Origin of the sequence: Paraglaciecola sp., assembly GCF_039964565.1 — a bacterium.
Lineage (GTDB): Bacteria > Pseudomonadota > Gammaproteobacteria > Enterobacterales > Alteromonadaceae > Paraglaciecola.
In genome coordinates this window covers 214,276-227,248 of record NZ_JBDVXF010000032.1, presented here as the reverse complement: position 1 = coordinate 227,248, position 12,973 = coordinate 214,276, and the positions used below count along the sequence as shown (strand labels likewise).

General features: G+C 43.0%; 10 protein-coding genes. 5 read left to right on the top strand and 5 right to left on the bottom strand.

Going from position 1 to position 12,973, the window contains the following annotated elements; genetic code table 11:
- Window positions 1-345 precede the first annotated feature (345 nt).
- Genes leuA through leuD form a run of 4 tightly spaced genes read left to right on the top strand, consistent with a single transcriptional unit; the run spans window position 346 to window position 5,080 of the window.
- Window positions 346-1,920: a 2-isopropylmalate synthase gene (gene leuA, locus ABJK37_RS15770; protein ID WP_348355956.1), complete on the top strand. Its 1,575-nt coding sequence runs from the start codon at window positions 346-348 to the stop codon at window positions 1,918-1,920.
- Window positions 1,921-1,926: 6 nt separating this feature from the next.
- On the top strand, window positions 1,927-3,012 hold the full coding sequence (gene leuB / locus ABJK37_RS15765) for a 3-isopropylmalate dehydrogenase (RefSeq protein WP_348355953.1): 1,086 nt from the start codon (window positions 1,927-1,929) through the stop codon (window positions 3,010-3,012).
- Window positions 3,013-3,030: 18 nt separating this feature from the next.
- Complete coding sequence (gene leuC, locus ABJK37_RS15760; RefSeq protein ID WP_348355951.1) at window positions 3,031-4,443, top strand: 3-isopropylmalate dehydratase large subunit; 1,413 nt, start codon at window positions 3,031-3,033, stop codon at window positions 4,441-4,443.
- A 28-nt stretch (window positions 4,444-4,471) separates the two neighbouring features.
- Window positions 4,472-5,080 carry a 3-isopropylmalate dehydratase small subunit gene (leuD, locus tag ABJK37_RS15755; RefSeq protein WP_348355949.1) on the top strand — a complete coding sequence of 203 codons (609 nt, stop codon included), beginning with the start codon at window positions 4,472-4,474 and terminating at the stop codon, window positions 5,078-5,080.
- 123 nt (window positions 5,081-5,203) lie between these two features.
- Here leuD and ABJK37_RS15750 read toward each other — a convergent pair whose 3' ends face one another.
- The gene (locus tag ABJK37_RS15750) at window positions 5,204-5,761 is read right to left on the bottom strand and encodes a zf-TFIIB domain-containing protein (protein WP_348355947.1); all 558 of its coding nucleotides are present in this window, start codon (window positions 5,759-5,761) and stop codon (window positions 5,204-5,206) included.
- A 104-nt stretch (window positions 5,762-5,865) separates the two neighbouring features.
- Window positions 5,866-7,623, bottom strand: coding sequence for a monovalent cation:proton antiporter-2 (CPA2) family protein (locus tag ABJK37_RS15745; protein WP_348355944.1), 1,758 nt, complete (start codon window positions 7,621-7,623; stop codon window positions 5,866-5,868).
- A 163-nt stretch (window positions 7,624-7,786) separates the two neighbouring features.
- Between ABJK37_RS15745 and ABJK37_RS15740 the strand changes: the two genes are divergently transcribed.
- Entirely contained in the window at window positions 7,787-8,230 is a 444-nt protein-coding gene (locus ABJK37_RS15740; RefSeq protein ID WP_348355941.1) for a hypothetical protein, read from the top strand.
- A gap of 54 nt (window positions 8,231-8,284) precedes the next feature.
- Here ABJK37_RS15740 and ABJK37_RS15735 read toward each other — a convergent pair whose 3' ends face one another.
- From ABJK37_RS15735 to ABJK37_RS15725, 3 genes are all read right to left on the bottom strand, one after another.
- On the bottom strand, window positions 8,285-10,675 hold the full coding sequence (locus ABJK37_RS15735; RefSeq protein WP_348355938.1) for an NdvB protein: 2,391 nt from the start codon (window positions 10,673-10,675) through the stop codon (window positions 8,285-8,287).
- A gap of 14 nt (window positions 10,676-10,689) precedes the next feature.
- Window positions 10,690-12,039: an MFS transporter gene (locus ABJK37_RS15730; RefSeq protein ID WP_348355935.1), complete on the bottom strand. Its 1,350-nt coding sequence runs from the start codon at window positions 12,037-12,039 to the stop codon at window positions 10,690-10,692.
- 98 nt (window positions 12,040-12,137) lie between these two features.
- Window positions 12,138-12,944 carry a transporter substrate-binding domain-containing protein gene (locus tag ABJK37_RS15725; RefSeq protein WP_348355932.1) on the bottom strand — a complete coding sequence of 269 codons (807 nt, stop codon included), beginning with the start codon at window positions 12,942-12,944 and terminating at the stop codon, window positions 12,138-12,140.
- Window positions 12,945-12,973: the final 29 nt, after the last annotated feature.

Sequence of the window (12,973 nt, the reverse complement as noted above, 5' to 3'; positions counted from 1 at the left end):
AATTTCTCCTCAGCAAATTGTTTCCCTTAAAATGCAACCACTCCAATTTCATTATCAATGAAGTAACACCTAAAAATTTAAATTTATACCTTTAAGTTATATGCTTTCTTGAAATAGGTGGTTGACGTGTTGGGGCTATCCGCGTTACAAATACACTTCAATTTTGCGATACGTAAATTTAAGAATTATAAACATGAAAAACGCTTTTTTATCTACTTTCCTCCTGCTGGCAGCAAGACTGCACGGGTAGGTTGTAAGCAAGCGTTGACCAGTTTACAGAACCCGTGCTTAGCACGGGTTTTTTGTATGTGTATTTCCAACCAATAGAGCAATTAGGAGTAAGGTATGTCTGGCCAAAACAATGCAAACCAGGTCAAAATTTTCGATACCACCTTGCGGGACGGCGAACAAGCCTTGCCTGCCAGTTTAAGTGTGAAGGAAAAATTAAAAATTGCTCTGGCTCTGGAGCGTCTTGGCGTAGACATTATCGAAGCGGGTTTCCCGGTCTCTTCCCCAGGTGATTTTAAGTCGGTACAAAGCATTGCCCGTGAGGTTAAAAATGCCACTGTCTGTGGCTTATCCCGTGCTTTAGCTAAAGATATCGACGCCTGTGGTGAATCATTAAAAGTTGCCGAGCAATTCAGAATTCATACCTTTATTGCGACATCTGATATTCATGTGAATACCAAATTACGTAAGTCTCAAGACGAAGTGGTCGAAATGGCAGTACAGGCAGTCAAACATGCGCGCCGTTACACTAATGATGTGGAGTTTTCTTGCGAAGATGCGGGTCGTACTCATATCGATTATCTGTGCCGTATGGTAGAAGCGGCAATCAATGCCGGCGCCACCACAGTTAATATTCCCGATACGGTTGGCTACACTACCCCAACTGAGTTTGGCGGCATCATTCAAAACCTTTTTAACCGCGTGCCTAACATTGATAAGGCCATCATATCGGTACATTGCCACAACGATTTAGGCTTGGCCGTGGCTAACTCTTTAGCAGCGGTAGAGCAAGGTGCCAGGCAGGTTGAAGCCACCATTAACGGATTAGGTGAGCGCGCCGGTAATTGTTCGTTAGAAGAAATCGCCATGATTTTACAAACTCGACAAGCAAAACTAGGGCTACATACCAATATTAAAAGTGAAGAAATTTCCCGTACCTCTAAATTGGTCAGTAATTTGTGCAACATGCCGGTACAAGCCAACAAAGCCATTGTGGGTGCGAATGCTTTTAGTCATTCGTCGGGTATTCACCAAGATGGCGTGTTAAAAGGCCAAAATACTTACGAAATCATGACCCCAGAAAGTGTCGGTATCAACAAAAATAATTTGAACCTCACCTCTCGCTCTGGCCGCCATGTCATTAAACACCGCTTGTTAGAGTTGGGATATAAAGAAACCGATTTTGACTTAGAAACGGTATACGAATCTTTTGTGAAACTGGCCGACAAAAAAGGCCAAGTGTTTGATTATGACTTAGAAGCGCTATTGTTTTTTAGTCAAACCAAACAAGAAGACGAACATTACAAACTCACCTACTTACAGGCGAACTCAGGTAAAGAGATCATACCTAGCGCCACAGTGCGTATGTTAGTGGGTGATCAAGAAATTACTGAATCCGCCACGGGTAATGGCCCGGTGGATGCCGCCTATAATGCGATTACAAAAGTAGTAGGTCACAACCAAGTAGAAATAGTGGATTTTAAACTCGATTCCAAGGGTGAAGGTGCTAACGCCTTAGCACAAGTATCGGTAATTGCCGAATACAATGGTCGCCGCTTTAATGGTATTGGTTTAGCCACAGATATTGTGGAATCAGGGGTGAAAGCCTTAATTTACGTATTAAACAACACACATTTAGCTGACCGTATTGATCAGCAAAAAGAGCAACAAGTCAAAATAGCAGGGGTATAAAGAAGCATGTCTGACTACAACATAGCAGTATTGGCAGGTGATGGAATTGGCCCAGAGGTCATGGTTGAAGCCAAGAAAGTGTTAGCAGCGGTAAGCAAAAAATTTAATCTAGGATTTCAGCTCAACGATTTTGATGTAGGAGGTATTGCCATCGACAATCACGGCAAAGCCCTACCCGCCGCAACATTAAAAGGCTGCGAAGACGCCAGTGCCATTTTATTTGGCTCAATTGGTGGCCCTAAGTGGGACGACTTACCACTAGAAGAACGCCCAGAACGTGCAGCGCTTCTCGCCTTGCGCGGTCATTTTGATTTATTTAGTAACTTACGCCCCGCTAAAATTTATCAAGGTTTAGAAGCCTTCTCACCACTTCGTGCCGATATTGCAGCCAGCGGTTTTGATGTGTTAGTGGTACGTGAACTCACCAGTGGCATTTATTTTGGTCAACCCAAAGGACTAGAAGGCGAAGGTGAAGAACAATTTGCCTACGACACTATGCGTTACAGTAAAAAAGAAATCCGCCGTATTGCGATTAGTGCATTTGAAGCAGCGCAAAAGCGCGGTAAAAAGGTCACCTCGGTAGATAAAGCCAATGTACTAGTGTGCAGCCGTTTGTGGCGACAAGTGGTCGAAGAAGTGGCCACGGACTACCCTGAAGTAGAACTTGAACACATTTATATCGACAATGCCACTATGCAGCTTATCCGTTATCCATCGCAATTTGATGTGATGTTGTGCTCCAACTTATTTGGCGACATTATTTCTGACGAATGTGCGATGATCACCGGCTCAATGGGTTTATTGCCCTCTGCTAGCATCAACCAAGACAACTTTGGTATGTACGAACCAGCAGGTGGTTCCGCCCCTGATATCGCCGGTAAAGGCATTGCTAACCCTATTGCCCAAATACTTTCTGCCTCTATGCTACTGCGTTTCAGTTTGAACGAAACCGCAGCGGCCGATGCGATTGATGCAGCCGTAGTGAAAACCTTAGGTGACGGCATACTAACAGGTGATTTACTTGGCCCCGACGAGCGCCATTTAGCGAAAAGCACCAGCGAAGTCGGCGACTATATCGCCGCGTTAATTTAATAGATTTAGGAATCAGTCATGGCTACCACCTTATATGACAAAATATGGCAAGCTCATATTGTAGAAGCAAAAAAAACCGCTGAAACGGGCGAAGAAGGATTAATGTATATCGACCGCCATTTGATCCACGAAGTCACCTCGCCTCAAGCATTTGCTGGTTTGGATGATAAAAACCGCAAGGTTCGTTGCCCTCAGCGTACTTTTGCCACTATGGATCACAGTATTTCGACCCGCTCATTGGCCTTAGACGCTTGTGGCCCTACGAACAAATTACAGTTACAAACCTTAGCTGAAAATTGCGAAAAACACGGCATCGAACTTTTCCCAGTGGGCCATCAAAAACAAGGCATAGTGCATGTGATGGGCCCAGAGCTTGGTTTAATTCAACCAGGCATGACGGTAGTATGCGGCGACTCACACACTGCCACTCATGGCGCGTTTGGTGCCCTAGCCTTTGGTATTGGGACTTCCCAAGTTGAACATGTCTTTGCAACACAAACCCTAAAACAAAGCAAAGCCAAAAGTATGAAAGTACAAGTTAACGGTAGTTTACCAATTGGTATCACTGCCAAAGATATTATCTTGGCGATCATTGGTAAAATTGGTCACGCTGGCGCGACCGGACACGTCATCGAATATTGTGGCGAAGCGATTTCAGGTCTTTCTATGGAAGAGCGAATGACAGTGTGCAATATGAGTATTGAAGCAGGTGCGAAAGCCGGTTTAATTGCGCCAGATCAAACCACTTTTGATTATCTACAGGGCCGTGAATACGCCCCTAAAGGTGATCATTGGCAACAAGCCATCGATTATTGGAGCACGCTAGTTTCTGATGCTAACGCAAGCTTTGACACTGTGGTTGAGTTAAAAGCAGCCGACATCACACCACAAGTCACTTGGGGCACTAACCCTGGGCAAGTGATTGGCGTGAATCAAGCCGTGCCCTCGCCTGGCGATTTTACCGATCCAATAGACAAAGATTCTGCCAATAAAGCCCTTAGTTATATGGACTTAACGCCGGGTCAAAAATTATCTGACTTGAGCGTTAATAATGTATTTATTGGCTCATGTACCAATGGCCGTATCGAAGATATGCGCGCCGCCGCTGCCATCGCCAAACATGGCAAAGTGGCACAAGGTGTTACCGCGATTGTGGTACCCGGTTCGGTATCAGTCAAAGCTCAAGCTGAAGCCGAACACTTAGACAAAATATTTATCGAGGCAGGTTTTGAATGGCGCTTACCAGGATGCTCAATGTGCCTTGGCATGAACGACGACATCCTTACACAAGGTGATCGCTGCGCTTCAACCAGCAATCGTAACTTTGAAGGACGTCAAGGCCGTGGCGCTCGTACCCACTTAGTTAGCCCTGCTATGGCGGCCGCAGCTGCATTAGCGGGTCATTTCGCCGATGTGCGCGACTATCAATAAACGCTAGGCGATAAGGAACCTATTTATTATGACAACAGGTATTAATATCCACACTGGTAGCGCAATGCCCCTGAATCAGGCCAATGTCGATACCGACCAGATTATCCCAAAACAATTTTTAACCGCTGTTACTCGTAGTGGTTATGGCAAACATTTATTTCACGATTGGCGTTATCTTGATCAACACGAACAAGTACCCAACCCTGACTTTGTGTTAAACAAAGCACAATACCAAGGAGCCAGTATTTTACTTACCCGCGAAAACTTCGGTTGTGGATCAAGTCGCGAACATGCACCTTGGTCACTCGATGACTACGGGTTTAAAGTACTGATTGCTACCAGTTTTGCCGATATTTTTTATGGTAACTGTATCAACAATCAATTATTACCAGTGCAACTGACTAATGAACAAATGGATCAGTTATTTGCCATTGTTGAACAAAACGCTGACGCGCAAATCACTGTTGATTTGCAAGAGCAAAGCGTTAAAGTAAATGACTTAAGTTTTGGGTTTGACATTGCCCAGCAGCATAAAACTAATCTGCTAAAAGGTTTAGATGCTATAGGTCAAACCTTAGAGCTAGGCGATAAGATCACTGCCTTTGAGAACAATTTGCCAGAATGGCAACGCGCCTAAGTTAAAGCTTACGAAATAAAATAACGGCTCACTTAGAGCCGTTACTAAAATACCTAAAAGATGAAATGTTCTGCGCCTAAAATCCCCACAATATAAGGTAACTGTTATCTTTAAACTGGGTAGTTAACGTTTAGCCGAATACGGGTCTTCCGCCATTAAATATGCACGTAAATCAGCCTTGTGTGGTTGCGATTGTAACCAAGCTCGTATGTCTTTGATCTTGTTGTAAACATCATCGCCAAACCTATCACTATAGATATCGCTAAAATGTTCCTTGGCGCTATCTTCACGAATTTTTCGTTGCCAAGCATCTGTTACCAAAGCATTGAGACTACCTGCCAACCCCTCTCGGCTCAATAATTCCCATTCACCTTTGTCCAACCATAAACCACCTATTCTGGAGCTGTAATCTAATCGATGACTATTGTGGGCCGAGATCTTAAACTTACGCATAATAGTATGGGTTACAGGACACAATATGGCGTGTTTATTATCTAAGGCTTGTTCTTCTTCAAACTGAATATTTTTAGCAAATTCGTAATCTGAGTGCCGTTCACGCCAAGCAGCATAATCTTCAATTAAAATCCAATCGCCGCCACAATTTGAACAGGTATGGGCTCTAAATAAACCGTCAATAAAACTAGGGTTTAATGTTCCTTCGTTACATGCAGTACAGTTCATATTTTTCCTTGTTATTGTTTTGTGATGAGATTCAAATATGCCAGATAAGCGATGCCTAGCCAAGTAAAAGCCCCAATAGCCAGAGTGCTTATATCCAGTGCTTGTTAATCCATGTTTTGTTTATCTTCTTCAAATAAATGATGGAGTTCCATACGCCCCTGTTTACTGATTTTAATCAATTCGTCAAAATCCACACCTTCGGTGATAGCGTTTTCTAATAATTGTTTATCATGAGCCTCGAAGATATCAATGAGATTTTTGGCATCCTGATCAGCCACGCCATAGGCTTGCAACAGCATAAATGCCGCCTCTAAACCACCGGAAAAGACTTCTCGGACATTCGTTTGTATACCGAGGTTAAAGAGTTTAATTGCGGTAAAACGATTTCTTGCTCTAGCAATCACCTTAATCTCAGGGAAATGTTCTTTCACTAATTCACAAATTTTTAGGGCGTCGTCCTCATCATCAACCGCCACTAATATCACCTTAGCATGCTCTATCCCTGCTGCTTCCAGTAAGTCCAAGCGAGACGCGTCGCCATAAAAGACTTTATTCCCAAACTGTTTTACAAATTCAATATGTTCGGCGTCTTTGTCCAGTGCAGTAAATGGAATATTGTTAGCGGCTAAAATCCTGCCCGATACCTGCCCAAAACGCCCGAAGCCCGCAATCAGTACTTCAGGTTCACTGAACTCGGCTTTAGTATCATAAACGCTAGGGCAATTTTTGCTGGTAAACCATAAGCTGTGCAAAATAACCAAGGGGGCTGTTAATGCCATAGAAATTCCCACAATTAAAGTGACTTCGCTACTGATTTGCACAGGAACTAATCCATTGTTCGCCGCTTGTGCCATCACCACAAAAGCAAATTCACCACCTTGAGACAACATTAATGCAACGCGCCAGGCATCAGTTTTGCGCTGTTTCGCTAACTTAAAAATAGAAAATATGATTAAGGCTTTAATCGCTACTAGAATCAGACTAGCGGATACGATGAACACGGGGTCAGCCATTAATATTTTTAAGTCTAAATTCATGCCAATGGCGATAAAAAACAACCCCAGCAACAAACCTTTAAATGGTTCAATTTCAGTCTCAAGTTGATGCCTAAAACTCGAGTTAGCCAATAGCATTCCAGCAACAAAAGCCCCCATTCCCATCGATAACCCCGCCTCTTCCATTCCTATAGCTGTGGCCATAACAATCAGTAATGCTGAAGCAGTCATCACTTCCTGGCTACCATACTTAGACACTAAGCGTAAAAATGGGTTGGTTAAGTAACGTCCCACGGCTAACACTGTCACTATAGCTAACACACTCACCCACCAAGATGGCGCGGCACTGCTGTCGCCCGATGATAGGTGCTCAACGGTTAATAAAATCGGAATAACGGCTAAGTCTTGCATCAGTAATATAGAAAACCCCTGCTGACCGGGAGGTGATTTAAGAATGCGATGTTCAGTCATAAGTTGAACAGCAAAAGCGGTTGAAGAAAGTGCCAAGGACAAACCGATTACCACAGAAATCACCAAAGAAAACCCCATAAAATAATGCAGTATTCCACCAATAGCCAAAGCACTGATTAACAGTTGTCCACCACCAGTAAATAAGATTTGATTACGCATTCCCCATAGTTTTTCGGGTTGCAACTCCAGGCCAATCACAAATAACAGCAGCACGACCCCAAGCTCAGCAAAATGCAGTATGGTTTCAGGATCATTAACCCAATTCATCACTTGTGGACCAATCACTAACCCTGCAACCAAATAGCCTAATATTGCGCCTAACTTTAATTTCTTGAAAATGGGCACGGCGATCACTGTTGCGGCCAAGAAGATTACAGCTGAACCTAAAACACTCATTTGATTTTTCCAGAATTTTGTCTGACAACAGTGTGTAGAAGATCACAGATGTATTCAATCTGTGATTGACACAGAAAATGTAAATTCGCCTAATATTTAACCATTTGTTAGTATTATCATTCGAGTTAATCAATTAACGAGAGTATGCCCAATGCAGAACCCTATGAATAACACGACTAACATAGCGACCAAGGCGCCCAAATGGTTTGTTATTTTGGCCATTGCTTTAGTCATTTGGAACCTAATGGGGGTGATGGCGTTTATCATGCAAATTTCGATGACTGCAGAGCAAATCGCGGCTTTGCCACCAGAACAGCAAACCTTATATCAAAACATACCAACATGGGTAAATATTGCCTTTGCTTGTGCAGTCTTTGGCGGTACGTTGGGCTGTATTGCATTGGTTTTCAAAAAAGCCATCGCTTTACCCTTTTTACTGATTTCCTTGGTGGGCACAATAGTGCAGATGTTTCACGGATTTGTTCTAACGAAATCATACGAACAACTTGCACCAGAAGAAACCGTTTTGCCAGTGATGATAATTGTTATTGCCCTGTATCTCGTTTGGCTAACAGTTCATGCCAAGTTTAAAGGCTGGATAGCCTAAGGCACGGCAATGCTCAAGGGAGATGTTTAGTTTAGCGCTAGGCTTCCTTGCCCACTAAGGTAAAGGAAGCTCAACTAACACATCAAACTCACTACCAGCTTGGATATCGCCGATTACTCGCCCTTCAATCAAATTCCCGTTCACATTCACTCTCTGCTCGGTTAGCTGTTGGTTTCGGGTGTAAACTACGTTAAAGGTTGCGCCTCTAAACTTTCGTGTGACCTTGGCTGAATGCCACGCATCAGGCAATTGTGGTGAAATACTCAAACCTTGACTACAACCAAGCAGACCAAATAAATTTTCTAGCAAACAACGGTAAAACCAAGCAACCGTGCCTGTATTAAATAACTGGCTCGACTTACCAGCCTCATCAGGGTATTGGTAAAACGCACCGCGATAATAATTTGGAATAAATAACGGCAACTGGCCGCGTCTCAGCATATCCTCCTTGCTAGGTAACATTTTTTTCAACTGTTCAAACGCCAGATTGCCCTCACCAATGGTATACAAACTATAAGCATAAAATGCATTAGCGTGGTTATAGACTGAGCCATTTTCAGCAGTACCTGGGAACTTTTGGGTCACACGTCCAATGTCTTCCAGCATTTGTGTATAGCAAGGCGCCAGCATCATACAACCATATGCTGTAGCCAAATTTTGTTGAATGGCCCTAAGCATCAAAGGCTGTTGTTGTTGATTCGCTGCACCACTTAAAAAAGCCCAACTTTGGGGATTCAGAAAAATCTTACCTTCGGTATCAGAGTCGATACCAAATACCCGCCCATGGTCGGTAATGCCTCGGGCAAACCTGTCATGGAACCAGCAATGTTGATTCACTTGATGATTGATTTGTTGTGCTTGAGTTAATAAATATTGTCCATCACTCGACAGGCTACCGAAAGCATCTTGCTCAATCTGCGCCCAAACATTCATGGCGTAGGCTGACGCGAGGCTTAACCAAGTAGACACTCCCTTACCTTTGTAGCCCACCATATTCATAGGGTCGCACCAATCCCCTTGGTTAATAAAACTTAAACCACGTTCGTCACGGCTTTTATCTAACCACTGCAAAGCCTTGATAATATGCTCAGCTACTGTCGCGGTAGCTTGAGAATCCTTAAAGCCGACCTGTAGTTGCAACAACTCATAATCGGCGGTTTCATCTAAATAAGCTTTCAGGCAAATAGGTAACCATACGCAGTGGTCGGTATGGGGTACTTGATTAATATACTTAAGTTCTGCTGCATCGCTAAGCAATACACCGTCGGGCATTTCGCCACTGTATTCCTGTTGGCTCAATGCAAGGATAAAAGCGTTGCGGCTGACTCGGGGCTTAATGTAAGCCATGCCCATATTATCCTGTAAATAATTGCGAGTTTGTGGATCTGTAGTTAAACGGTTGACGTCTCCGTGATAATACAGCTGCCGCGCCATCCAATGATTCACATAGGCATCAAACTCCGCATCCGGTGTTTCCACTTGGAGCACCCCTCGCCCTTCGTTCAAATAACCTTGATATTTTTCAGTGATTTGGCTAAAACGTTCATTAACTGGGGTTAACAACGTTTTGGTATAATCGCGAATTTGCTGCTGATCTTTAGCGGGTCCAAACAACAAATGAATGCTTTTTGACTGCCCCGCCTGTAAACTCAAGTTAAACTGCATAACGGCCGTAGGCGTACAATAATTTGCACGGCTATTATTTAATAGAGGTTGTTGAATAGCAGTTGGGCAATGTAACCCCCCTTCTCCTTCAAATAGTTGCTGACTGGTTTCCCACGCATCAACTAGTCTATCTGCCGCTAAAAAGGTCAACTCATGTAGCGATTGATTTTTAAAGTAATCCTGAACTTTCTGATAAGGTTCAATGCTGCGACATACCACGGCATTTAGCGCTGCATCAAACTGCCCCGATTGATTCATCCATGAACGGTAACCAATGGGGAAATACGGGTAGATACTCAAGTCGCGTTCCAAGCCTGACAAGTCTTCAACTGTCACCTTCCAGCATTCAACAGCGGTTTGTGTCGGTAAACATAAGCATAAAGTCAGTCGAATTTGGTTAAATTCTGATAACCAAGTAATTTTTCCAGGCTCCGGAATAAACTCAAATCGATCAAGTGCTGCTCGTACTGGCTCATAAGGCCCTGAAAAGATACTTCCATCTACATTATCTTTAACATACACAAAACGCCCAGGATGATGAGCGTAATACGGCTGCTCGGGTTGCATAAAGGTTTTTGCTTCTAGCGCAGGCCCCGACACATATTTACCTGCTTCAGGTTGCATAAATTGTGCAATGGCGTAACCACGACAATTGGCCTGAATCAGCATATTTTTGTTCCATAAAAAGCCACTGGCATTAGGTAATAGAGTAGGACTTTTTAAAACGTATTTCGCACCACCATCGCGGCACTCTAGCGTATCTTTATCGAGTATTGGCATTGGGGTTACTGTCCTTATCGGTCGTATTTAAGGGCAGAGTGAAGCATTTTCATTTGCGCCTCATCCAAGCTATAAAAACGCACCACAAAAACCGCTAAGGCTGCAAAAATCGCGGGAACAACAGTCATAAGTAAAACGATACCGTGTTCTGAACCACTGGTTTGTGCTTGGTTAGCCACATACCCCAATGCCCCTAGAGTCCATCCAATCATTGCTCCGGCCACTGCACCACCTAGTTTCTGAGAGAAAGCAGCGGCTGAAAAAATCATCGCAGTGGCGCGGCGACCAGTTTTATATTCTGAATAATCTGCGGTATCTGCATACATCGAAAAAACCAAAGGAGATTTTGGCCCCAAACACAAACCTATTGCAGCGTGTATCGCAAATATTAACCAAATCTGATCTTTAGGCACAAAGTAGAAAACTATCGATAGTACTGCAACCGTCGCCATCAATAGCATTAACAGTGTTTTTTTATCTAAAAACTTGGTGAGTAAAGGTGTACTTGCGGCACCGATTGCCAATGAGATCATATAGATAGTTAAAAAGTCGCCGATTAAATCTTCACGCTCAACATAATATTTAAAATAATAGGTACCAGAGCTACCACGCAACGTGATAGTGACCATAACGATTAGCGCTAAACAAAATAACACTACCCATGGTTTATTCTTAAATAAATCAAGAATATCTTCCTTAATGGGAGTAGCCTGTTTTTGTGGCGCCTCTATACGCTCTTTGGTAACTAAAAAGGTAAAAACGAAAAGCAAAATAGCAATCACGCCATACAACACCATAGTTAACTGCCAGCCAAGTTTTTCATCTCCTTGTCCCAACCATTCGACTAACTTCAAGGTGTATTGTGAGACAAAAATACCACCTGAAAATGCCCCAATAAAACGAAAGCTAGTTAACATTGTGCGTTGCTGAGAGTTTGAAGTCATCACTCCTAATAATGCCCCGTATGGCACATTGATGAAGGTATAAGCCAACATCATTAATATATACGAACAGTAGGCGTAGACTAACTTACCACTATCATCCAAGTCTGGCACAGTGAATGTTAGTACACCTGCAGAAGCGATTGGCAACGCTCCCCATAATAAATACGGCCGAAACTTTCCCAGTTTAGTTTTAGTACGATCAGCAAGTGCTCCCATCATAGGATCAGTAAAGGCGTCGATGATCCTAGTGACCAACAGCATAGTGCCCACAGCGGCAGGAGATAAACCAAACACATCAGTATAAAAATACAAAAGAAAACCGCTAAACACCCCCCAATATAAATTACTGGCGGTATCACCTACTGCATACCCGGCTTTTTCACCAAACGACAATTGCTGACTCGAGGATTTTTGCTGCATAGTTTAACTCGCTGTTCACTTTAATAATTATAATGTGCTGACTATACACAAAAAATTAACAATAATGAAAACGTTTGCAGAACTAACCGAAAAATTAATTACTGCGTAGAAATCCGCAGGTTATCTATCAATTCAAGATACATTTTCTGTGTGGCCGTTTGCTCACCACTTTTTTGCAGTAGTCCAAAGGCATAGTTAAACTCTTCAACCCACTGCTGTGCATTGGCGTAATCTTTACTTATCAACAGGTACAAAGGAACAAGTGCCAACTGTTCTGGAAAAATAACAATAGAGACTCCACTTACATCATTTTTTGGCAACTTCTCGGCGTGAATATAACCGTTGGTCAAACCTGCATCACTCCACCCTTTTTGTACATGTTTGATACAACCAATTCCGTCTTTTACCCGGTTAATCGTCATTTGGTACTTGTCTACTATGCCTTGCTCAAGAGAATCTAAGCTGTAACTAAAGGGAAAACACAAACGTTTATTTCTTAATTGCTCAGGAGAAGTAAATTGCGAGTTACTTGCCACATACATATGAACGGGCACAAAATTAATTGCGGTGGAATACAGAAACGATTCAGCCCGCGACTTTGAATAAACAAAAGGAAAGGCGGCCAAAAACTTACCTTCTTGGGTCCATTTTAATGCTCTATTCCAAGGTAAAACCTCGATAGTCGCAAGCAAGTTCATTTTACTAAAAGTTTGTTTAACCAAACTGGCTGACCATCCGCCTTCGGGAAGTTTGCTATCGACAAAAGGAGAATAACCGGCCCCAGTCGCTAATTTCACTTTTCCTTTATTTGCCCCAGACTGCGCCGCGCTTTGATGGGAATGACTAACCAAAAAGATTAAAAATAACAGACAAAACCAATAAACGAGGCGCTTTTTAAACCTCATGTCTAACTTCAACAAACTTAAGTCCCTTG

Bases quoted from the DNA above. Each gene is read 5' to 3' on its own strand.
- leuA (WP_348355956.1), top strand. From the start codon at position 346: ATGTCTGGCCAAAACAATGCAAACCAGGTCAAAATTTTCGATACCACC.
- leuB (WP_348355953.1), top strand. From the start codon at position 1,927: ATGTCTGACTACAACATAGCAGTATTGGCAGGTGATGGAATTGGCCCA.
- leuC (WP_348355951.1), top strand. From the start codon at position 3,031: ATGGCTACCACCTTATATGACAAAATATGGCAAGCTCATATTGTAGAA.
- leuD (WP_348355949.1), top strand. From the start codon at position 4,472: ATGACAACAGGTATTAATATCCACACTGGTAGCGCAATGCCCCTGAAT.
- ABJK37_RS15750 (WP_348355947.1), bottom strand. From the start codon at position 5,761: ATGAACTGTACTGCATGTAACGAAGGAACATTAAACCCTAGTTTTATT.
- ABJK37_RS15745 (WP_348355944.1), bottom strand. From the start codon at position 7,623: ATGAGTGTTTTAGGTTCAGCTGTAATCTTCTTGGCCGCAACAGTGATC.
- ABJK37_RS15740 (WP_348355941.1), top strand. From the start codon at position 7,787: ATGAATAACACGACTAACATAGCGACCAAGGCGCCCAAATGGTTTGTT.
- ABJK37_RS15735 (WP_348355938.1), bottom strand. From the start codon at position 10,675: ATGCCAATACTCGATAAAGATACGCTAGAGTGCCGCGATGGTGGTGCG.
- ABJK37_RS15730 (WP_348355935.1), bottom strand. From the start codon at position 12,039: ATGCAGCAAAAATCCTCGAGTCAGCAATTGTCGTTTGGTGAAAAAGCC.
- ABJK37_RS15725 (WP_348355932.1), bottom strand. From the start codon at position 12,944: ATGAGGTTTAAAAAGCGCCTCGTTTATTGGTTTTGTCTGTTATTTTTA.